Below are 20,335 nucleotides of genomic sequence, written 5' to 3'. Positions count from 1 at the left end.
TGGTCCCGGCAACGACAGCCGGGGAACCAACGAGAAGAAGGGGGATGACGGTGAACGACCCACCGCCACAAGCCGGGGAAACGGAAACGGCGCCCAGGAGTTAGCCGCTCCCGAGCGCCGCCGACACCCCGAAGGGTGCACATAACCGAAGCGGGCCGGCCGACCTTTTCGACGAGAAAGGCCGCCCCGCTCCACCTACAAGTAGGGAATTCTTGCATGCCCACGCACCAGAACGGAAGGGCCACCGCCCCGGCCCCCGACCGGGTCCTCCGGCTCGCCCGCGTCATCGCCGCGATGATCCCCCAAGCCGCCACCGCCCGCGTCTCCCAGTGCGACCCCGCCCAGAAGTGGCCCAGCCCCCACCTCCGCGCCTACGACGAGTACGGCCGCCTCCTGTCGGTCACCCGGGCGAAGGGGCTGACCGCCGCCCGCTGGATCATCCGCGCCCACCCCGACGTCGACTGGGCCGAGGCCCACGACCTCGACCTCGCCGCCGGCACCCTGCGCCCCGCCGCGAAGGCGTACGCCACCACGGGCGGGGGCCGCTGACGATGCCGCGCATCCGCACCATCAAACCGGAGGCATTCCGGTCCGAGTCCCTCGCCGCGGTCTCCCTCTCTGCCGAACGGACCTTCCTCGGCCTGCTCACCGAGGCGGACGACCATGGTCGCTTCCGCGACCAGCCCGCCGTCCTCGCCGGAGCCCTCTGGTCCTACCGCCCCGGCCACGGCCCCCTCGGCGTCGAGGACGACCTCACTCAGCTCGCCGCCCACAACCTCGTCTGCCGCTACACGGTCCACGAGGACGGCGAAGACCGGCACTATGCCCACATCGTCTCCTTCCGCAGGCACCAGAGGATCAACCGGCCCTCCGGGGTCCGGACCCCGCCCTGCCCCCACCACGAAACCCCCACCGCCCCCGCTGTGCCGACCGTGACCACGGCAGTACCGGAGCCGGCCGTGATGGCTCACGGAGCCCTCACGGAGGATGCGGTGAGGACTCACGGAGTACTCACTGAGTGCTCAGTGAGCCCTCACGGAGCCCTCACGCAATCCGCAGCACCTGACAAAACCGCAGGTCAAACGGCACTCAGTGAGCCCTCAGTGAGGACTCATGGTCCGGATCTAGGACCTAGGAACCTGGACCTAGGAACAACTGCTCGGGGCGCGAGCGCCCCCGCACCCCGGACCTCCTCGGCGAAGCAGCTCATCGACGAGTACGAGGCGGCCTGCACTCACCGGCCCCCGAGCGGGGTGCTGGGGCACCTCGGGCGGGAGACCGCCCGGCTGCTGGCGGAGGGCATCGACCCGGACCACGTCCGCGCCGGGCTCGCTCGCCACCGGGCCAGGGGCCTGCACCCGAGCACCCTGCCGAGCCTGGTCCACGAGGCGATGAACGCCGGGGGCGGCTTGGACCGGCCGGGCTTCCCGGCTACCGTGCCCGCACGCCGGGCCTGGGCGAACCCCGCCGACCCTGCCGCCGCCTACGCCGAGGAGCTGTGATGCGCACACCCAATGCCCAGCCCCAGCCCGTCGGGGGCCTCGCCCGCCGCCTCGCCCACATCCTCACCACCCGGGGCATCGACCCCACCAGCACGCCGGTCGCCGGCCCGGAGCCGGTCCCGGCACTGCTCGCCGCTGAGTCCCGCATCCCCGCCCGCTACCGCACCGCGGTCGCCGACCACCCGGCGGTCGCCGCCTGGGTCTGCGAGATCGCCGCAGCTGGACGGCCCGGTCCGGGCGGTGCGCCGGGGATCGCGCAGGGCCGGTCGCTGCTGATCGCCGGGACCACCGGCACGGGCAAGACCCACCAGGCGTACGGCGCCGTCCGCTCCCTGATCGGCGCCGGGGTCCGCCTCCGCTGGAAGGCCGTCACGGCCGCCGACCTCTACGCCGACCTCCGCCCCCGCCCGGGGCACGACGGCGAACGCGAACTCCGGGACCTCGCCCGCTGCCCGCTGCTGATCATCGACGACCTCGGGGCCGCGAAGTACTCCGAGTGGACCGAGGAGATCACGATGCGGCTGATGAACCGCCGCTACAACGAACTCCTCCCGACCCTGGTCACCACCAACCTCGGCATGGCCGACCTCCGCGCCCACATCGGCGACCGCGTCGCCTCCCGGCTGACCGAGATGGCCGACAAGGTCATCCTCGACGGCCCCGACCGCAGACGCACACACGCCGCCGGGCGACGCCACCCCGCCGCCGCAGCAGCCTGACCCACCTGCCGCCACCGGGCCCCGACCACAACGGACCCGCCTTCACCGACCCCGGACGAGCACACTCCTGCCCCGGGATCCTCTGGAGACCACGCATGCACAGCGCCACCACCCACGAGCCGCGCACCCTCGGCGACCACACCTGGCAGGACCAGGCCGCCTGTCGAACCAGCCCTCACACCGACCCGGAGCTCTTCTTCCCCGCCCCGGACGACACGGACCGCATCGCCGCAGCCAAGGCCCTATGCGCCCGGTGCCCGGTCCGCCGCACCTGCCTGGACACCGCACTGGAGAACGGCGACCGCGACGGCATCCGGGGCGGCCTCACCGAAGAGGAACGCGACGCCCTTCACAGCAAGCTCCCGCAGCGCGTCGACTACACCCGGATCAACGCCACCCTCGCCGGCCGCGACGTCCACCTCACCCGCGACGAGCGCCGCGCGGTCGCCCGCGACGCCTACCGGGCCGGGGTCCCGGCCGACCAGCTCGCCCGCCTCCTCAAGATCAGCAAGGAGCATGCCCAGAAGCTCTACCGCCGCGCCGCCCGCGAGATCCGCAACCGCAACACCAAGCCCGCCGCGACGGCGAAGGCGGCACCGATCACCACGGCCAGGACCCCGGCCCGTACGGACCTCGAGACGGCCGCGTGACCACTCCGGCACCGATACCTGCGCACGCCACCACCGCCTGGGACAAGGCCGCCGTCGTCACCCTCGGCGCCGCCGCCTGCGCCCTCTCCTACGACGCCCTCCAGCAGATGGCCGCCTCCATCCACATCCGGGGCGCCCTCACCTACCTCTTCCCCCTGATCATCGACGGCTTCATCGCCTACGGCGTCCGCGGACTCCTCGTCCTGCGCACCGCGCCATTCACCGCCCGCCTCTACACCTGGGCCCTCTTCGGCACCGCCTCCGCGGTCAGTATCTGGGCCAATGCCCTCCACGCCGTCCGCCTCAACCAGCAGGGCCCGCCCGGGAGCGGGCTGAAGCTCGGCGACCTCACGGTCGGCGTCCTGTCCACGGTCGCCCCGCTCGCCCTCGCCGGAGCCGTCCACCTCTACATCCTCATCGCCCGCCGCACGGAACCCACCGACCGGCCCGGTCACTCCGGACAGCCGGACACCCCGACCGTCCGCACCGACCGGATCACCACCCACCGCCCGGTTCTGACCGACCGGCCGGAGAGCGACCGGCCGGGACTGACCGGCGGCAGTGACCGGGACCGTCCGGAGCTGACCGGCCCGCCGGACACTGACCGACCGGCCCCGGTGACCGCCGGACACCCGGCGGCCGAACTGACCCCGCCCGCACCCTCCGCCCCGGAGATCCCGGCGGTCACCCCGGCCCCGGTCATCCTCCCTGACCCGGAGCCCGAGCACACCGGCCGCGACGAGGCCGCGCCGTCCGGGGAACCGGCCAGAAGACCGGCCCCGGACACCGGACCGACCGGGCTGACCGGGCTGACCGGGCTGACCGGGCCGGAGGGTGAGGACGAACTCCTCCCGATCGCCCGCGCGGCGGTCACCCGGGCGGACAAGGTCACCCGCCAGATCGTCGCGGACGCCATCCGGGGGCAGGGCATCCCGCTGGCCAATGACCGGCTGACCGCCCTGGTCACCCAGCTCCGCGACGAGAACCGACCGGCCCGACCCGGCAACCGACCGGCCCCGGTCACTGCGACCGGCTGACCGGGGCCCCACGGGGTGACCGGGCTGGACACTGACGGGCCCGGTCACCCCACCCGGGACACCCGGACACCGAACCCCCGAGCCCACCTGCTCCTGCTCGTACCGGAGGCCCTCGTGCGCACCACCCCGGTCACCCCGGCCGAAGCCGACGCCTGGATCACCACCCTCCACCGCCACGGACACCTCCACCATGCCGAGCGCGGCCCGGACGGGACCTGGACCGTCCGCCGTACGGCCACCAGCCGGCCGTGGACCCTGCACCACCCGGCCCTCGCCCTCGACTACGCCGCCGAGATCCTCCGGGACCTGCGGCGAACCGCCCCGGAGACCCGCCGATGACCCGGCCCGAACCGGCCGAGCCCACCACCGCCGGGTGCGGAGGCGACTGCCCGGCACGAGGCCGAGCAAGCTGTAGCGTCCGAAACTCCTCCGCAGCCACGGGCAGCGGAGGAGTTTCGGACGCGCATGCCCCCACCCCGAACGGGGCGGAGGAAACCTCCCGGCACCAGGGGGCGCCGGGAGGAGAGGCTGCGACCGGGGGCGGACCGCAGCCAGAAGACGGAGAGGCCGAACCGCCCGCGCGTCGCCAGCGCCCGCGCCTGCGCCAGACCGTCCAGCGCGATCACGTCCGCAGCGTGCGCCTCACCGCCGACGAACTCGCTGCTGTCCAGCACGCCGCCCGTACGGTCGGGCTGACCACGGCCGGGTTTCTCGCCGATGCCGCCGTCGCCCTCGCCCGTACCCACGACGACGCCCGCGCATGGCTGACCGACCAGCGTGCTCTGGTCACAGAGCTGATGACCGCCGCCGCCCAGCTCGCCCGCGCCGGGAACAACCTCAACCAGGTGGCGAGGGTCTTGAACTCCGGCGGGCACAGCGACGGCGTCGACCACGCGGTCGAGCGTGTACTCAAAGCGGCGGTCCGGGTCGAGGGCGCCGCGGTCGAGATCGCCCGGCGGCGGTGACCGTGGTTCCGGACATTTCCACCGGCAGCCGTACCTACGGCCTGCTCGCCTACCTCTACGGTCCCGGCCGCCGCGACGAACACGCCGACCCTCACATTGTCGCCGCCTGGGAACCCGGCCTCGCGCCCGACCCGGGTCGGGACCCAGCGGCCACGCTCAAGCAGTTGACCGACCGGCTCGACCTCCCCGTCCTCGCCCTTCCCGCCGGCCGCCGCCCCCAGCGGCACGTCTGGCACTGCCCCGTCCGCACCGCCCCCGGCGACCGCCTCCTGTCGGACGCCGAGTGGGGCGAGGTCGCCCGCCGGATCGTCCACGCCACCGGCATCGCCGAAGCCGGTGACGACCAGGCGTGCCGCTGGATCGCCGTCCGCCACGCTGACGACCACATCCACATCGTGGCCACCCTCAAACGGCAGGACGGCCGCAGCCCCCGGCGTCACCAGGACGCCGTCCGGGCCCAGGCCGAGTGCCGCCGGATCGAAGCTGACTTCGGACTCCAGCGCCTCAACTCCGGCGACCGCACCGCCGCCCAGCACCCCACCAGCGCCGAACGGTCGAAGGCGGAGCGCAGCGGGCGGGTCGAGCCGCCACGCGAGACCCTCCGTGAAACCGTCCGTCAGGCCCTGGCCGGAGCCGCCACGGAGGACGAGTTCTTCGCCCGGCTCACCGCCGCCGGCCTCCGCGTTGAGAAACGCCTGGCTCCGTCCGAGGACAACCTCGGCTACAAGGTCGCCCTCCCCGGCGACCGCAACCGGGCAGGCGAACCGGTCTGGTTCTCCGGCTCCAAACTCGCCCCCGACCTCTCCCTCCCCAAGATCCGCCAGCGCCTGGAGGCCGGTGCTCTGGACACGGAGGAGGGACCCCGGCCGCGCCCGGCTGCCGCCCGCCGTGACGCCGTCGCTCCCGCCGTACAGGCCGCCGCCGTCCTCGACCAGGACGACGAGGACACCGCGGTCGCCCACCTCGTCGGCACCGGAGAACTCCTGGACGCCCTCGCCAAGACGGCCCCGGCCACCACCCGCCGGGAGCTGTCCCAGGCCGCCCTCGCGTTCGAGCGTGCCACCCGGACCCACGAGCGCGCCGCCCGAGCCGAACACCGCGCCCTCCGCTCCGCTGCGCGGGGAGTCCTGCGCGCCGGGGACGCGCTCGGCCGGGGCGAGGACGGCGGCACCACCGCCATGGTCCTCTCGACCCTCGTCCTCGTCACCCTCGCCGCCGCCCGCTGGCACTCCGCCCACGGCCACGCCCAACAAGCCGCCGCCGCACGCCAGGCCGCCCAGCACCTCCGAACCGCCTACCAGGGTGCCGCCGCAACGCCGTTGAGGGCGATGGGGCATCATGCCGAGCGGCTGCCGGACTCTGTACGCGACCAGCACACCACCACGGTGACTGCCGCTCTTCCCAAGTACGCGGACCGGCTCCGGCAGGAGACCGGCTGGGACGCTCTGATCGCCACCCTCGACCAGGCCCAGGCAGCCGGCCACGACCCCGGCGCCCTCCTAAAGACCGTGGTCGAGCAGCGCGAACTCGACACCGCCGACAACGTCAACGACGTCCTCATCTGGCGCATCCGCCACACCGCCAACCTCCCGACCGCGCCGAAGCCAGCCATGGCCCTCGGCCCGGCCCGCACCCGGGCCCCGAAGCCCACCGAGGTCCCCGCCCACACCATCCCGAGCCTGTCCGGTCAGCGACGGCCATGCCGCTGACCAGCACAAACCCCTGGACTCCCACCAGCCCCCACTGCTATGGCTCGAAGAAGAGAGACCCGGAGGAGAACCGTGATCCACGACGACACCCACCAGCTGCCCAGAACCACCGCCCAGCCCGCCCCCACACCTGATTCCCTGGTCCCGGTGCCGGCCCCGGGCGACGACCCGCTCCGCCGCCTCCAGGAGGAGATCCGCCCCGACGGCGTCCGTATCCGTATCCGCAGCGTTGACCACCCCGAGGAACTCTTCATCACGGGCCTCGTCGTCATCTGCCCCAGCTGCTCGGCCCGGCGCGACTGGATGGTCATCTGTGACGGCAACCGCATCGACATCCGCTGCCGGTGTGCCCATCAGTGGCATGAGCCCGAACTCAGCCGCGCCGACTTCGAGGTCATGACTGGCGGCAACACCACCGGCCCGGTCTACCCGAGTTTGGAGGACGCCGCCCGCGCCACCGGCTTCGACGGCGCCTTCACCGGCATGTACCTGAACGAACGGCGCCCGCAGGGATGAAGGGGGTGGGCTGCGACTCCGGGCACTGCTGCCAGAGCGGCGTGCCCGGAGCGGGCGGATCTGCTGTCAGTGGCCACCAGTAGTCTCGTATTGTGACAGTCCACTCACATTCCGAGATGACAGGGCGCCTTATCCGAGAGGCCGCTCCCGATCCCCTGATAGCCGCAGTGCTGGGTGAGATCACCTGGAGTGACCATGCGGACGCCCTCTTGTGGATGGCAGAAGGACGGCTTGCCGCCCGGCTCGCGGACGACTGGACATCTCATCAGGCTGACGTCGATGCCGACATCGCCAACTGCCTGGAGAACCTGCAAAGTCTGATCCGTGGGCGGAACCGGGAGACGGTCCGGAGAGACCGGTTCTATGAGGAATCGGCCCGGGAGGACGCTCTCAACCTCCTGCAACGCGAGGCACAGGCCGCCCTGAAACAGTGCGAGGTGTTACAGGACACCATTGCGCACGACTTCGGCCGCCGTACGCGGGATCGTGTTCTGGGGACGGCATCGTCGGGTGACACGGTCATGAAGCTCGACAGCCGGCTGCGCACCGAACGCATGAAGCTCGTTCAGATCCGAGATGAGTACGAGCGGACCATGAGCGCGCTATCCGAACGGGAAAGCCGGAACCAGGCATTCATCGCCAGCGGGAACGCCACAGCGATGGAGACCATCAAGGGGTTTGGCCACCGAAGGTTCGAGCTGTTCGTCGCCTCCCTGCTCGAACGGGACGGGTACACCATCGAGCGACGCCACGGTGGCCCTGGAGATGAGGGCGCAGACGTCATCGCCACCGACAAACTCGGTGCCAGGGTGGTGGTTCAGTGCAAGCACACATCAGCATCAATGGCCAAGAACGTCATCGGAGCGGATGATGTACACAAGTTCAACGGAACAGCTCGCCCGGAACACCGGGCAACGCTGGCCGTGATGATGACGAACGGCTGGGCAACCGACCGCGCCCGCGCATTCGCCGGCAGGCACGACATCATCATCATCGAAAGCAGCGCGCTCCAGCGCTTGGCGGAGTACGGGGAGAGTATCCGCGAGCGGATCGCTCCTGTCAGGGAAACCGCGTCATAGGGCCAGACGCCACGACGACGAGGCCGCCCAGAAGAGTCCGGGCGGCCTCGTCGTGGGGCGATGCGGTCAGAGGATGGCGAGGGCCTTGGTGGCGACGCGGAGTGCGGCGTGGAGGGCGAGGGCTTCGTAGACGGTGGGGTGGACGGTGGTGCTCCAGTCGCCCCGGAGGCCGGGCCAGGTGGCGAGGGTGACGTCCATGGTGTTCAGGCCGAGGTGGGCGCTGACGTCCATGCCGCCCGAGGAACTCGGGGTCCAGGCGAGGAGGAGGGCGCCGGGGCCGAGGCGGTCGCGGCGGCCGGTGGGGGTGGGGTGCCAGGTGGTGCGGAGGGTGTCGCCGGGGTGTGGGGAGACCTCGCGGACGAGGGCTCCCCGGTAGCCGTCCGGCATGGGGCGGCGGGTGGCCTCGCGCAGAGGGAAGAGGCCGGTAGCCGTGGCGGTCTGGGTCATGCGTCGGCCCAGTCGAGTTCGGCGGCGACGGTAGGCGGGAGGTAGTGGTCTTGGCCGTCCTCGGCGATGTAGACGGCGGGGCCGTCCAGGCCGGTGCACTCGATGACCTTGCCGATGCTGTGGCCGTACGGCCAGTCGGGGTTGACGGCGAGGAAGACGGGGAGGGCGGGGTTCAGGGTCTGGAGCTGGTGGACGAGCTGGGCGACGGTCAGCGGCTTCGACAGGATGGATACCTCCGGTTCGGAGACAGGCGGGGGGCGGTTCAGCGGGCGGCGCGGTGGCGGCGGCCCATCTCGGCGGCGTAGCCCTTGGTCGCCGAGGCGGTGCTGGACCAGCTCCCGCAGGCGCAGATGGCGAAGAACACGGTGCGGCCGGGGCAGCCTTCGGTGAGGGGTCTGTTGCTGGTCGTGTACTTGTGTTGGGGCGGGCAGACGGTGTTGTCCGGGTGGTACGAGGTCACGGTGACTTTGTGGGACACGGGACTCCTTCGGCGGGGGTGGGTGAGGTGGATCAGGAGCAGTGACCGCACAGGGCGGTGGGGGTGGCGATGAGTCCGGCGAGGAACCCGGCGACGGCCTGCGGGGGTATTCCGTCGGGGAAGGTCTGCTGCCAGACGGGCTCACCGTGGGCGTCGAGGGTGCGGATGTGCCAGAGGTCGCCGTGGCGGGCAGCGGGGGCTTCAGGGAGGAACCCGACGTACATCCCGCCGTCCGGGCTGGTGCAGTGGACGTTGGCGTCCGGGTCGGTGATCACGGCCCACCCGTGTGCTTCGAGGAAGGGGAAGACGGGGCCCGTGCAGCCGCACCCGCGCGGCCATTCCCGTACGTCCGGGGCGTGGAGCGGGTGGAGCTTCGCGGGGCGGGGAAGAAGGAGTTCGGAGTGCGCCACGGGTACGGGTATCCCTTCGTTGACCTGCGGTTTTTCCCAACACCCGTACTTGAACATGGGTCCGGAGACGTGTTCCAGTCCGTTCGGGCGGGCGGCTGTCTGCCGTGGGCGAATCCCGCCCCGGACAGGCCAGCGGAGGGAAGGAAGGTGCCGCCCGCGGACGCTGTCCCGAGCGGCACCTTCGAGCAGAAGCAGGGCAACAGGGAGGCGGAAGGGTGAACGGGGACGAGGCCCGGGAGTACGCGGAGCTGACCGACGACGTCCAGGCGGCGTCGGAGGCGCGGGCGCGGATCGCGGACGGCCGCCGGATCGAGATGACCGTCGAAGAACTCGCCACCCTCATCCGCCCTGACGCTCCCCGGGAACGAAGCAGCGAGTTCCGTGGAGCGGCGCAGGTTCTCGTCTCCGGGAATCCCGGCGGCCTCCGGAGGGTCGCTGGAGGTCCAGGGTGGCCCGGCTGATTCCTCTGCGCCTTTTCAGCCGAATTGCGTCGCTTTAGGGAGTGAAGCGGAGGGTAGCCATCCGGCGCTTTCCGATCACCGGCAGTTCCGAGAACGAAAGAGAGTCCGTCCCTGGCTGCTATTCCCGTCAGGCCCGGCAAGTACAAGATCCACGCGCACATCATCGGCCCGACGTCCCTGCTGACGGCCACGGAGTACGCGGTCAAGTACGGGGCGCCCGTCATCACCGACCAGCTGAATCCGCTCCCGATCGAACAGGAGTGGGCCATCGAGCCCGCGAACTCCGAGCCGGGCTCACCGTACGTGATCCACCTCGCCTACCACGAAGCGGCGGGCCTCGTGGTCGCCAAGGACAAGCTCTACGTCAACAGCGTGCCGAAGGCAGAGTGGGCGAAGTTCACCTTCGAGCGGGTCATCGGCGGCATCAAGATCCTCTCCGACGCCGGGCTCGCCCTGCGCGCCGGACATCGCGGGGCCCAAATCACTCTCGTCGCTCCCAAGCCCGAGTTCCAGGAGACGTGGACGCTGGAGTACGTCGGCCCGCTCGCGACGGAGGAGCAGGCAACGGAATCGGACGCGGTTCAGCACTGATCGACTCCGGGAAACCGGCCGCCGCCGTACCGGTGTCCCCGGGCTCTTACCGGCCATCGGGGACACCGGTCGGCGCGTGGTCAGCGGCTGGGGGAACGGGGCGGTGGCCCCTGGCGTGGGGTGAAGGGGAGGACGTTGGGTCCGGCCGGATGCCGGGGCCGGGTGGTGTCCCAGGCCGGGGAGACGGCGGTCGCCACCACGCTCCGTCCAGGGGTCCGGGCGGGGTCGGCGTAGCGGTCGGCGACTCGCTGGACGAGCCGCTGCTGGTAGTCCAGTGGGAGAAACTCGATGCGCTCGACGGCCCGGGACAGGTCCGGGGTGAAGAGGGTCAGCTCGCCGTGGCCGGCCTCCCGGGTCACGGCCCGGATGGTTTCGGCCTCGATCATCGGGGCCCAGGCGTAGTCGAGTTCGGCCGTGTCGCAGACGTGCTGGGCGCCGCCGTGGAGCGCCTCGGAGAAGTGCAGGCCGTCCTCCATGACCGTGGGCAGGGAGTCCAGGAGGGCCTGGGTCGCGCGGCGCAGGCGCTCGGTCAGCTCGGGATCGGTCGCCCAGGCCACCGGCTGGAACGGAAGCGGCGGACCACCGCACGGCGGAGTATCCATACGGGGTTCAGCGGCGCCGGGCCGACGCGGCGGCCGGGAGCGCGGTCGTCGTCCGGTATACGAGAGTCGGTGAGGGGATCACCGTCTTGGCCACGGTCGAGCGGGAGCGGGCGACCGCCGCGCGCTGGATGTCCAGCGGGCTGGGGACCGGCGGCTTGACCGGGGTGATGCGGGAGGCGGCCCGATTGCGCTCGGGGAGGTGGTCCTTGTAGCGGGGGACGGGGGTGGGGTCGGCGAGCCGGGTCATGGTGGCCGTGATCAGGTGGGTCGGGGTGTGGCTGGTGAAGGTGCCGAGCCACTCGGAGGAGTAGCCAGAGGCGCCGCCGCCGACGGTCCACCGGGAGCGCTGGTCGTTGATCTCCTCGAAGTGGTTCATCCGCCCGTGGCTGTAGCTGACCAGCGCGTGCCGGTCCGGGGGCCGACTGGAACTGACGTAGGGCCCGTGGTTGACCCGCCAGCCCGCCTCCATCAGAGCGAGGAACGGATCCGCCTTCCCGCCACCAAGATGGTGGTGGACGGAGGCGCTGTCGTCGTGGGCGTGGTCTTCGGCGAGGGCGGTGGTGAACGCGGCAACTACTTCGACGGGGGTGTAGTGGTCGAAGGTGGCCAGCCACCGGGGCGGAGTGAACGGCCTCTCGTGGCCGGTGATCCGCCACAGGCAGTCGTCCTCGCCCTCGGGCAGCCACCCGACCTGCACCTTCTGGTCCGGAGAGGACAGATAGGCGTTGGCCAGGTCGTCACTGACCATGGTGAATCCCGCCTCCAGCAGAGGCGCGAGGGCGGGGTCACCGGTGTAGGTGGACCCGGCGAGGTACACCGGGGAGACGAAGACGTCCCCGTCGATCTCATCAGCAGCGGGCATGGCGGGGGCTCCGTTCCTCGGGGCGGGGTGGTCAGCGAGTGTGGGGCGGACGGGAGATCGCGGTGACGGCGGCCGGCACCAAGGGCTGGGCCGCGGGCGGGTGCGAGAACAGCCCCGGGACCGCCGCCGCGGAGGGGGCGCGCTGAACGGCAACGGCCGCCCACCCGTTACTCACGGCCTGCGGCCGGAGGACGACCGGCCGGTTCGGAGCCGCCCCCGGATCCGAGGCACCAGGGGTCCAGGAGGCCAGGGCCACGTACGCGTCGCCGAGCTGCTCGGCCGCCGGGCTCACCCCGTACCGGGCGCCCCGCCCCGGGGAGTCCCGGAGGATCAGGCCGTCGCGTTCCAGGCGTGCGAGGCGGGTGTGGGCCGAGCTGGGGTGGAGTCCGGTTGTCTCGACGACCTCGGGGTAGGTGAGCGGGCCGTGCCGGTCCAGTGCGGTGAGGGTGGCGGTGGTCCCGGCGGGGCGGAGCCGGGCGAGGACGTCCTCGGCGCGTTCCGCGTCGGCGGTGACCGTGGTGAAGTTCTGGTGGTGCCAGTCGGCGAGCGCCCGGTGGACCGGTTCGGCCGCACGCCCGGCCGCCGTGATCCCGTACGTCCCGTGGCCGAGTCGCTGCACGAGCCCCTGGTTGTGCATGCGGTTGAGGATCTGGATCGTGGTCGGGTAGCTGTTCCACGGCATGGCCGCCCCGATCTCCGCCGCCCGCATCGACTCCTGCTGGCGCAGGGTCTGCAGGGTCCAGGTGGTCCAGCGGGGGGTGAGCACGGTCAGGGTGTGGTCGATGGATTCGGTCCGCCCGGCGAGGGCGGCATGCAGAGTGGGCACGGAGGTTCCTCCCAGGTCAGCGGGTGCGGCGGACAGCGGCGGTGGTGGGGAGGCCGGTGATCGGCGGCACCGGGGGCACGGCTGACGGAGGTCCGCCGGAGGTACGGGAGACGGCGGCCTCGGCGCGGGAGACCTGACCGAGCGCCTGCACCTGTGCGGGGGCGTGTCCGGTGTCGTTGGCGAGGGAGCGGCGGTAGGCGCCGGCCATGGTCCGCAGGTGGTCGGCGCTCTGGTCCCGCCGGGCGGACAGCAGCGCGATCTCCGTGCTGGCCGTCCCGAGGGTGGCGGCGCTCTGCCCGCCGCGGACACAGTCCAGCTCCCGGGCGATGTGCGCGGTGCGTTCCTGGACGCGCTGGTCGAGGTCGTCCACCTTGAACGCGGCGTCGGCGATCAGGGCGGTGAGCTGGCCGTAGGGGCTGAGGAAGGGATGGCGGCCGAGGAGGTCGGCGGCCGAGTCGGCGCCGAGCGTCTCGCGGACGAGACGGGTACCGAGGCCGGGCGGCGGGGTGCCGTGCACAACAACTCCAGGAGAGGGGGAGGGCGGTTCAGGAACGGGTACGGCGCTGGGCGGCCGGGGCGGGTGCCGCGGTCGGCGCGGCAGCCTCTGGTGGCTGAGCGCTGGCGGTGCGCATGTGCACGGAGCGGGAGCGCGCGGCCTCGGCCCGCTGGTCCAACACCCCGGCGGAGGCTTCCCGGCGGAGGCGGTCGGCGGCAGTGCGGTAGACCGTGTTGTCGTACCGCTCGCCGACCGCGACCAGGAAGATCTCCCGCCGGTGCTGCGAAGAGGGCGGGGAGTCGCGGAACTGGATCACCATCCGCCACCGGGTCTGCGGGTCGACATAGACCTTGTGGCAGCCGGCCAGCTCCCGGTGCATCCGTGCCCCGCGCTCGTTCCCGTGGACGAGGTGCTGGAGTTCCAGCAGGGCCAGATCCCGGATGTTCCCGGGGATGTTCCGCAGGTCCTCCAGGGCTTCCGGGTGGGCGGAGAACCCGAAGCGTGCCTGCTTCACGACCGCCCCCGACCGGTGCGGACGGCCTCTGTGGCGGTCGGGCGGGCCGGGGGAACCGGGTTCGGCGCGTCGGCGGGCCGGTCCGGGGCACGGGGTGAGCGGGCGACGGCGGCCTCGGCCCGCGAGAGGGCCGGTGCGGGCGGCAGCGGGGTGTCCCGGTCGGAGAGCCAGTCACCGGCCGCGTCGGCGGTGGCGAAGGCGCCTTCACGGACGGTGTAGGTGTTCTCCCGGAAGCTGACCTCTTCGAGGAACACCCGGAACGGCAGCTCCGCCGAGCCCGGGTCGGTGTCACGCAGGAGCGCCCAGGTCTCCTCGTCGTTGGTGTAGTGGTCCAGGACCTCCAGCCGATCCTCGGGGCCGGTGCGCAGACGGTTCTCCAGCAGGGTGGTGAGGGGGTCGGCGGGCTGCAGGCCGTGGGTGTTCGTCAGCCCGATGCCGTCCGGCGGGCAGCCCTGTCCGGTCAGCCACCGCTGCCCGAGCGGGGCCAGCGGGTGGGTCTCCTGGCTGAACCGGAAGGTCCCCAGGTTGGCGTCGCGGGTGAGGTGGAGGGCGATGTATGCGGGGCTGCCGGGGATGCCCCAGGTGGCCGACTGGTCGAAGAACAGCAGGTAGCTGTCCCGGCCGTCCGGACTGTGGTGGGCGGCCAATTGCACGAACGAGTCGTCGGAGAGTGTCGTGTGGAAGAAGTCCCTCTCGACCTCCGCCGTGGCGGCGGTGAAGCCGTCGAGTCGGTAGTCGGGCTCGGTGCTGGTGGACATGGTCAGTTCACCTCCACCCCGTCGCCGGGCGTGGCCAGCAGCCGGTGGCTGCGCCGGGCCGGGCTGGTGGTGCAGGCCCCGAAGGGACCGTCGGGGGCGCGGAGCTGGAGCCAGGTCGGGTCGAGGTGGTCGCGGTGCCAGGTCGCAGGCCCCGCCAGCCCTGCCTCGGTGTCGGTGAACTGCTGCCACGCCAGCCACAGGCCGTGGAGCCGGGCGATGGCCTCGGGGTGCTCGCGCCACTCGAAGCACCACGGGCGACCGGTGGTGATCTCCCGCCCGTAGACCGGAAGCAGCAGCCGCTCCACCCAGATTCCGAGGGCCTTGAGTTCTTCCTCGTACGCCGTCCCGGCCAGCGCCAGGATGAAGATCGAGGACGGGCCCTCCGGCTCGGCCGGGGTGTCCTCAGTGGAGGGACCGGCCGGGCCGGGGCCCTCCTCGGCGCCTGCGCCGTCGTACTCGCCGGTGAGGCGGGCGATGGTCTCGCCCTGCCGCTGGGTCTCGGTCACGAGCCGGTTCATGGTGGAGACCAGGTCGTTCAGGTCGTGGTCCGCGACACGGACCGGCTCGTCGGGGAGTGGTTCGGACATCGGCAGCCCTCACTTTTCGCGGATCGGAAGGGTGTTGGGCTGCCGATGGTCCGGATGAATCCCGGTTTGGCCCGGCTGGGAACCCCGGGGTAGAGGGGCCTTTCACCCCGCCCCGTGGACGCAGTGGCCCAGGGGCGGGGCGAGGAGTTCGACCGCGCGGGCGGCCTGTTGGGGGACGACGCCGTTGCCGAGCGCGGTGAGCTGCGCAGGCCGTCCGAGGCCGGGGTGGCGGTGACCCAGCCGGGTGTGAGGCCCTGCATCCACTCCACGAACGCCGGACTCAGACGGCCCGCGCCGTCCGTCGGCGGCGGTGCCGGGCGGGTGGCGTTCTCCCATCGGGTGACGGCGGCGGTGTACGGTCCCCACCCCTGTCCGTCCCGGTGAACAGGGTCAAGGCCACCGCCGACCGGGCCCGGGGCACCGGGCTCGGGGCACCGGGGCCGCTCGTTCCCCGAGCCGGCAGCAGTCGGGCCGCAGCCGAGGGAAGCGTCAGGTCGCCGTTGCCGTGCCGCTGGTTCGGCGAGCCCTTGATCCCGTCCGACGCCTTCGGGGTCGGCAGCAGCCACTCCACCTCGTCCGCGAGATTCGGACCGTGCCCGCCCTGCTTCCTCTTCGCCGGGTGCTGGCTGCCCCCGTTCTTCCCGATGTTGCTGGTCGGCGTCTTCAACAGCGGTGCCCCGGGGCCAGGCGGTGAGGAAGACCCGCTCGCGGCGGTGGGGTCCGCCGACGTCGGAGGCGCGAAGCACGCGCCAGCGCGCATCGAACCCGAGGTCGGCCAGGGAGCCGAGTACGGCACCGAGTGCCCGCACAGCAGGCTGACCTGCATGGTTTCCCAGACACCACGGGCAGGGTTCCAGCTCGCCAGAGGTGGGGGCGGCGGGGGAGGTGAGGAGCCCCCGGACATTCTCGATCACCACCAGACAGGGTCGGAGGGCTGCGAGGGCGCGGGCGACGTGGTGCCACAGACCGGACCGGGTGCCCGCGGACAGTCCGGCCCGGCGACCGGCGACGGAGACGTCTTTGACAGGGGAAACCGGCCGTGAGGACGCAGACTTCCGGAACCGTTGCCCAGTTCACCGTCGAGATGTCGCCGAGGTTCGGCACCCCGGGCCAGTGCCGGGCCAGGATCTTCGACGCCCCGGGGTCGGTGTCGGCGTGCCAGGCGAGCCGGCCGCCGAGGACCGTCTGGACGCCCAGGTCCAGGCCGCCGTACCCGGAGCACAGGCTCCCGATCAGCCGCTCGCCCGACGGCACCGGTTCAGCGTGCATGGCGGGGTGCCGACGGGGGTGGGAGGAAGGCCCAGGTGCCCGGGATGCCACGGTGTTCGGGGCGGGCCGGGGGCGCCGGCTGGGTCGAGCGGCTGAGCGCGGCGCTGACCTGGGGCAGGGGTCGGTCGATCGTGTCCGCCGCGGTCCGCAGCTCCAGGGCGGCGGAGTCGAGGTTTTCCCGGGACAGTTCCAGGTGGTGGCGGAGCAGGCGGAAGGTCGCGTGGGTGTTCGCGGCCGGGAGGGTTGCGGCGCGGTGGTGGAGCTGGCCGAGCTGGCTGTAGGCGCGGGTGAAGTTCGCCACCGCCTGCCCTGCGTGCTCGGCGGCGGCGGTGCAGCCCTGGACTGCCGCTGCCTGTTCGGGCCCGGGGGTACCGAGAGCGGTCCGGTGCATGACGTGGTCGGACAGATCGTTGACCAGGCTGTTCAGCGCGGTGAGTTCCTGGGAGGCGGTGACCAGGTCCGGGAGACCGGCGAGGGAACCCGGGACGGTGATCTCCTCGCCGAGTTCCTCGGCCTCGTCGGCCAGCGCGTACAGCTCGTCCCTCTCCAGGGCGGCCCGCCCGGTGAGGTCGTTCATGCGGGGCTCCGTCGGGAGGTGCGGGTGGGGGCAGTGCGGACCGGAGCGGCAGCCGGGGAGGGTGTGTTGGTGCGGCGGGGGCGGCTGCGGGCACGCGCCGCCTCCGCGCGGCCGGGCGCCGACCGCGCCGGACCGGGTGCCTTCTCGGGTACGGGGCTGGTGCGGGCGGTGTGCCACCGCCGGCGGACCGCGTCCAGCGGGCCCAGGGCGTGCAGGGCGTGCCCGATCAGCCGCCCCGCCGGAAGGGCCGCGTCCTCGGCCAGGGCCCGGATCTGCCGGGCGGACTCGGCTGCCGTACGAACCGGGGCCGCGCCGATGACCTGTTCGCCGAAGTGCTCCGCGGACCCGGCGACCGCGAGCGGGTCGCAGACCGTGAGGACCCGTTCGGTGTCGAGGGAACCGCTGGTGAGGGCGCCGCGCCGCTGGACCTCCCACAGCACGGTGAGCTGGTCGACGGGCTCGCCCCGGTGGTGCAGGGCCCCGAGCGCCCGGTAGAGCTGCTGATGCCCCGGGTCCGCGAAGTCGCCCGGCCGGAGCCAGCCGACGACCGCGTCGAGCTGGTCCGGGCGGGCGGCGAGGCAGGCCAGCAGGAACTCCTCGTCCGCGAGGAGATCTCCGTCCGCCACCGCGGTCGCCCGGGGTGCCGGTTCCGGTTGGGCCGGGGGTGGGACGGGCCGAGGGTCGGTGCCCCAGCGGCGGGCGAGATCGGCCAGCACGGTGGCAAGGGCGTCGGCACGGAGGAGGGTTTCCTCGGCGCCGCCGCGGACGGTGTCGGCGCGGGCGGCCTGGTGGAGCCGGACGGCGTGCTCGGCGACCGTGCGGTGGATGGCGCCCTCCAGCACCATCCGCCCGTACACCACGGCGTGTTCCGGGCGGGGGCAGGCGGCGACGAGCTGGTGCGCGTACGAGGCCGTCACGCCCCGGGTGCGGGTGCCGGCCTCGGTCACCGCGTCGGCCACCCAGGACACCGGCACCGACCCGGCCGCCGCCGTGCTCCCCGGGTGGCCGCGCTCCCGCAGGGCGAGGGCGGAGGCATAGAGGGCCTGGTGGGCGGGCCGGTAGAGGTGCTCCGGCCGCAGCCACGGGGAGAGCCGTTCAAGCTGGCCGGGGTCGAGGAACACAGCGCCGAGCACGGCTTGCTCGGCCCGGTGCAGCGGGTTCACGCCGGGCCCCGGCGGGAGCGGAGGGCAGCGACGGCCTGCTGGGCGTCGGCGAGATCGGCGGCGAACCGGTCCAGATCCCCGGCGAACAGGGGGTCATCGACCCGCAGGGAGAGGATGGGGGCGGTGAGCCACCACTCACCGCTGTGGCGCACGACCGGGGCATCACCCAGTGGACCGGAACGGGAAGAAGGGGAGGGCACGAGGACTCCAGGAGAAGAGACACGAGGGAAGGGGCGCGGTGGTGGGAGTCCGTCTCCACCGGCCGTACTGGAGCTGGGTGTTCATGCGGCGGGCCCCAGCTCGCTGCGGCCGAGGGTCTTGGCGAGGGCCCGCTCGGTGATCCCGGCCGTCGCCGCTGCGGAGGCCGCGCCGTGCCGGGCGGCGTCCAGCTCCTTGTACCAGGGCTTCAGGTCGAGGAGGGCGGGGCGGATGCCGGTGGCCAGCAGCAGCGCCGAGCCCTTCGGGAGCGCGCGGATCGCGTCTGCGGGCAGGACCCGCTCCTGCCGCATCGACACGGATGTCGACTTGCCCGACTCGCTGGTGGACACCGAGACCGTGCGGACGTCGTGATCGCCGACCAAGCGCGAGAGCTTGTCGGCGAAGTCGGCGTCGTCGATGCCGGAGCCGATGAGCTTGACCGTCGCCGCGGACCACAGGGCGTCCATGCCGCTCTCGCCCCAGACCCGCACCCCCTGCCGGTAGGACTGCAAGATCGTTATCGGGATCACGCCACGGGACCCCAGGTGGGAGTAGAGGTCGGGCAGATCCTGGATCTTGCACACGTTGGCGGCCTCGTCCAGGATCGCGAGCAGGCAGGGGTCGAGGCGTCCGCCGTCGCGCTCGGCCTGGATCACCGCCGCCCGCATCACCGCGTCAGCGGCGGCGGCGATGATCGCCGACGCGGAGCCGCCGCCGTCCTTCGACAGCAGGAACAGGGTGTCGCGGCTGGCGGCGAATGCCTCGGGACGGAACTCGGCGATCCGCTCGCTGCGGCGGGGCGGGGTGACCCAGGCGGCGATCTCCGGATCGAGCAGGCAGCTCGCGTACTGGCGGGCGGTCTCGTAGATCCCGTCGCGGGTTTCGACGGCGCCGGCCACGGTGCCCTGAAGCTGGGCGGCGACCGCGTCCAAACCGGCGTCGTGCAGGAGATCGACCGGGGTACGGTCGGCGGGCGAGGCGAGCCAGGCCAGGACATCGGTGATCGGCCGCCCGTCGTTCGCCGCCGCCAGGAACAGTGCGGTCAGGGTGTTCGCGGCGGCTGTCGACCAGAAGTCTCCCGCGGACGACTCATCGACCGAGGCCGTGACGAAGTGCCCGGCCAGCCGGCGGGCCCCGGCGAGATCGTGGGCGTCGGCGAGGATGTCCCACCACATCTCCCGAGGTGCGTGGGCGATCTGCTGCGGGTCCAGCGTCCACACGGTGCCCACCTCGGCCCGCGCCGTGGCGGTGGCGGTGAAGGCGTCGTTCGCGGCCTTGTTGGAGGTCAGCAGCACCGGGCCGGGGGCCCGCAGGATCGCCGGGATCGCCAGACCGGACGTCTTCCCGGAACGCGGGGCCATGATCGCCAGCAGTACGTCCTCCCACGAGGAACGTACCTCCGCCCGCCCCGGCTTCAGGGTGCCGAGCAGGACGCCCCGGTCGTCCGGCGCCACGTCCTTCGGGGCCGTGCCCTTCAGACTGGGCCGGAGCCCGATGGCCTTTGCCGCGCTCTCCTTGGGCAGCAGGATCGCCAGGTCCCGGGCGGTGGCGAGGCCGCTGGTGCCGCCGCGCCAGCGCAGCCAGAGCTTCGCGCCGACGAACCCGCCGGTGAACAGGGCGAGGGCGGGAAGGCCCCGGCACCCGGCGACGATCGCGGCCGTGGGCAGGCCGGGCCATACCTCCTCGGGACGGAGCAGGGCGGCGGCCGGGTCGTAGGGGACCCAGGCACCCGTGCCGACGAGGAGGTTGGCGAGATTGCCGAACAGCCAACCGAGCGTTCCGGCGCCCATGCCGAGCGCGGCGGCGCCGAGCATCAGGTAGAGCAGGAAGTCGGTCCCGGTGGTGGCCGAGGGAGGACGAGAAGAAGACACAGAGCGGTCCCAGACGGAGCGGGCGGACGGGCGGCGGGGCGGGGACGG

27 protein-coding genes and 2 pseudogenes are annotated in these 20,335 nt (G+C 72.6%); 13 read left to right on the top strand and 16 right to left on the bottom strand.

Annotated elements, in window-relative coordinates; genetic code table 11:
* The first annotated feature begins 216 nt into the window (after positions 1-216).
* From ACWDR0_RS07870 to ACWDR0_RS07825, 10 genes are all read left to right on the top strand, one after another.
* Positions 217-549, top strand: coding sequence for a hypothetical protein (locus ACWDR0_RS07870; protein WP_456350774.1), 333 nt, complete (start codon positions 217-219; stop codon positions 547-549).
* Positions 550-551: 2 nt separating this feature from the next.
* A complete protein-coding gene (locus ACWDR0_RS07865; RefSeq protein WP_456350773.1) occupies positions 552-1,502 on the top strand; it encodes a hypothetical protein in 951 nt (316 codons plus the stop codon).
* Entirely contained in the window at positions 1,502-2,221 is a 720-nt protein-coding gene (locus ACWDR0_RS07860) for an ATP-binding protein (protein WP_456350772.1), read from the top strand. The genes ACWDR0_RS07865 and ACWDR0_RS07860 overlap by 1 nt, the downstream gene beginning before the upstream one ends.
* A 95-nt stretch (positions 2,222-2,316) precedes the next feature.
* Positions 2,317-2,871 (top strand): WhiB family transcriptional regulator, encoded by a 555-nt coding sequence (locus ACWDR0_RS07855; protein WP_456350771.1) that lies wholly within the window; start codon positions 2,317-2,319, stop codon positions 2,869-2,871.
* On the top strand, positions 2,868-3,908 hold the full coding sequence (locus ACWDR0_RS07850; RefSeq protein ID WP_456350770.1) for a DUF2637 domain-containing protein: 1,041 nt from the start codon (positions 2,868-2,870) through the stop codon (positions 3,906-3,908). Before ACWDR0_RS07855 ends, ACWDR0_RS07850 begins: the two co-directional genes overlap by 4 nt.
* Before the next feature lie 114 nt (positions 3,909-4,022).
* Positions 4,023-4,247: a hypothetical protein gene (locus tag ACWDR0_RS07845; RefSeq protein ID WP_323447593.1), complete on the top strand. Its 225-nt coding sequence runs from the start codon at positions 4,023-4,025 to the stop codon at positions 4,245-4,247.
* Positions 4,248-4,507: 260 nt separating this feature from the next.
* Positions 4,508-4,873 (top strand): plasmid mobilization protein, encoded by a 366-nt coding sequence (locus ACWDR0_RS07840; protein WP_456350858.1) that lies wholly within the window; start codon positions 4,508-4,510, stop codon positions 4,871-4,873.
* A gap of 2 nt (positions 4,874-4,875) precedes the next feature.
* Positions 4,876-6,582, top strand: a complete 1,707-nt coding sequence (locus ACWDR0_RS07835; RefSeq protein ID WP_456350769.1) for a mobilization protein — start codon at positions 4,876-4,878, stop codon at positions 6,580-6,582.
* A gap of 72 nt (positions 6,583-6,654) precedes the next feature.
* On the top strand, positions 6,655-7,098 hold the full coding sequence (locus tag ACWDR0_RS07830; protein WP_456350768.1) for a hypothetical protein: 444 nt from the start codon (positions 6,655-6,657) through the stop codon (positions 7,096-7,098).
* A 167-nt stretch (positions 7,099-7,265) separates the two neighbouring features.
* On the top strand, positions 7,266-8,177 hold the full coding sequence (locus tag ACWDR0_RS07825; RefSeq protein ID WP_456350767.1) for a restriction endonuclease: 912 nt from the start codon (positions 7,266-7,268) through the stop codon (positions 8,175-8,177).
* A gap of 66 nt (positions 8,178-8,243) precedes the next feature.
* On the opposite strand, the gene ACWDR0_RS07820 is transcribed toward ACWDR0_RS07825, so the two are convergent.
* The 3 genes from ACWDR0_RS07820 to ACWDR0_RS07810 all read right to left on the bottom strand — a co-directional run bounded on the left by ACWDR0_RS07820 (position 8,244) and on the right by ACWDR0_RS07810 (position 9,512).
* Positions 8,244-8,624 (bottom strand): esterase, encoded by a 381-nt coding sequence (locus ACWDR0_RS07820; RefSeq protein ID WP_456350766.1) that lies wholly within the window; start codon positions 8,622-8,624, stop codon positions 8,244-8,246.
* A gap of 262 nt (positions 8,625-8,886) precedes the next feature.
* On the bottom strand, positions 8,887-9,102 hold the full coding sequence (locus ACWDR0_RS07815; RefSeq protein WP_456350765.1) for a hypothetical protein: 216 nt from the start codon (positions 9,100-9,102) through the stop codon (positions 8,887-8,889).
* A 32-nt stretch (positions 9,103-9,134) separates the two neighbouring features.
* Positions 9,135-9,512 (bottom strand): DUF317 domain-containing protein, encoded by a 378-nt coding sequence (locus tag ACWDR0_RS07810; protein ID WP_456350764.1) that lies wholly within the window; start codon positions 9,510-9,512, stop codon positions 9,135-9,137.
* A 215-nt stretch (positions 9,513-9,727) separates the two neighbouring features.
* On the opposite strand from ACWDR0_RS07810, the gene ACWDR0_RS07805 reads away from it, so the two are divergent.
* Both ACWDR0_RS07805 and ACWDR0_RS07800 read left to right on the top strand, forming a co-directional pair.
* Positions 9,728-9,973 (top strand): hypothetical protein, encoded by a 246-nt coding sequence (locus tag ACWDR0_RS07805; protein WP_456350763.1) that lies wholly within the window; start codon positions 9,728-9,730, stop codon positions 9,971-9,973.
* A gap of 303 nt (positions 9,974-10,276) precedes the next feature.
* Positions 10,277-10,564, top strand: coding sequence for a hypothetical protein (locus ACWDR0_RS07800; RefSeq protein WP_456350762.1), 288 nt, complete (start codon positions 10,277-10,279; stop codon positions 10,562-10,564).
* A gap of 80 nt (positions 10,565-10,644) precedes the next feature.
* Here the strand turns inward: ACWDR0_RS07800 and ACWDR0_RS07795 are convergent, their stop codons facing one another.
* The 7 genes from ACWDR0_RS07795 to ACWDR0_RS07765 are packed head-to-tail and all read right to left on the bottom strand — an operon-like array spanning position 10,645 to position 15,209.
* Positions 10,645-11,121: a hypothetical protein gene (locus tag ACWDR0_RS07795; RefSeq protein ID WP_456350761.1), complete on the bottom strand. Its 477-nt coding sequence runs from the start codon at positions 11,119-11,121 to the stop codon at positions 10,645-10,647.
* Between the two features lie 52 nt (positions 11,122-11,173).
* Entirely contained in the window at positions 11,174-12,028 is an 855-nt protein-coding gene (locus tag ACWDR0_RS07790) for a DUF317 domain-containing protein (RefSeq protein ID WP_456350760.1), read from the bottom strand.
* Between the two features lie 31 nt (positions 12,029-12,059).
* A complete protein-coding gene (locus ACWDR0_RS07785; protein ID WP_456350759.1) occupies positions 12,060-12,854 on the bottom strand; it encodes a MarR family transcriptional regulator in 795 nt (264 codons plus the stop codon).
* A gap of 16 nt (positions 12,855-12,870) precedes the next feature.
* Positions 12,871-13,371: a hypothetical protein gene (locus ACWDR0_RS07780; protein WP_456350758.1), complete on the bottom strand. Its 501-nt coding sequence runs from the start codon at positions 13,369-13,371 to the stop codon at positions 12,871-12,873.
* Between the two features lie 28 nt (positions 13,372-13,399).
* A complete protein-coding gene (locus tag ACWDR0_RS07775; protein WP_456350757.1) occupies positions 13,400-13,864 on the bottom strand; it encodes a hypothetical protein in 465 nt (154 codons plus the stop codon).
* Entirely contained in the window at positions 13,861-14,622 is a 762-nt protein-coding gene (locus tag ACWDR0_RS07770; RefSeq protein ID WP_456350756.1) for a hypothetical protein, read from the bottom strand. Before ACWDR0_RS07770 ends, ACWDR0_RS07775 begins: the two co-directional genes overlap by 4 nt.
* 2 nt (positions 14,623-14,624) lie before the next feature.
* Positions 14,625-15,209 (bottom strand): DUF4913 domain-containing protein, encoded by a 585-nt coding sequence (locus ACWDR0_RS07765; RefSeq protein ID WP_456350755.1) that lies wholly within the window; start codon positions 15,207-15,209, stop codon positions 14,625-14,627.
* A 114-nt stretch (positions 15,210-15,323) separates the two neighbouring features.
* Between ACWDR0_RS07765 and ACWDR0_RS07760 the strand changes: the two genes are divergently transcribed.
* Positions 15,324-15,593, top strand: coding sequence for a hypothetical protein (locus tag ACWDR0_RS07760; protein ID WP_456350754.1), 270 nt, complete (start codon positions 15,324-15,326; stop codon positions 15,591-15,593).
* A gap of 341 nt (positions 15,594-15,934) precedes the next feature.
* On the opposite strand, the pseudogene ACWDR0_RS07755 reads toward ACWDR0_RS07760, so the two are convergent.
* The 6 genes and pseudogenes from ACWDR0_RS07755 to ACWDR0_RS07730 form a co-directional block, all read right to left on the bottom strand.
* A pseudogene (locus tag ACWDR0_RS07755) lies at positions 15,935-16,174 on the bottom strand (DNA cytosine methyltransferase); the annotation flags it as partial.
* 118 nt (positions 16,175-16,292) lie between these two features.
* Positions 16,293-16,478, bottom strand: a pseudogene (locus ACWDR0_RS07750) (DNA cytosine methyltransferase); the annotation flags it as partial.
* The gene (locus ACWDR0_RS07745; RefSeq protein WP_456350753.1) at positions 16,468-17,055 is read right to left on the bottom strand and encodes a hypothetical protein; all 588 of its coding nucleotides are present in this window, start codon (positions 17,053-17,055) and stop codon (positions 16,468-16,470) included. The gene ACWDR0_RS07745 and the pseudogene ACWDR0_RS07750, both read right to left, overlap by 11 nt.
* Positions 17,052-18,218 carry a DnaB-like helicase N-terminal domain-containing protein gene (locus ACWDR0_RS07740; protein ID WP_456350752.1) on the bottom strand — a complete coding sequence of 389 codons (1,167 nt, stop codon included), beginning with the start codon at positions 18,216-18,218 and terminating at the stop codon, positions 17,052-17,054. The genes ACWDR0_RS07745 and ACWDR0_RS07740 overlap by 4 nt, the downstream gene beginning before the upstream one ends.
* On the bottom strand, positions 18,215-18,370 hold the full coding sequence (locus ACWDR0_RS07735) for a hypothetical protein (RefSeq protein ID WP_456350751.1): 156 nt from the start codon (positions 18,368-18,370) through the stop codon (positions 18,215-18,217). The genes ACWDR0_RS07740 and ACWDR0_RS07735 overlap by 4 nt, the downstream gene beginning before the upstream one ends.
* A 129-nt stretch (positions 18,371-18,499) precedes the next feature.
* Positions 18,500-20,230 carry a type IV secretory system conjugative DNA transfer family protein gene (locus ACWDR0_RS07730; RefSeq protein WP_456350857.1) on the bottom strand — a complete coding sequence of 577 codons (1,731 nt, stop codon included), beginning with the start codon at positions 20,228-20,230 and terminating at the stop codon, positions 18,500-18,502.
* Positions 20,231-20,335 lie beyond the last annotated feature (105 nt).

This window comes from Streptomyces sp. NPDC003691 (assembly GCF_053981115.1).
This window is presented reverse-complemented; position numbering and strand designations above follow the sequence as displayed.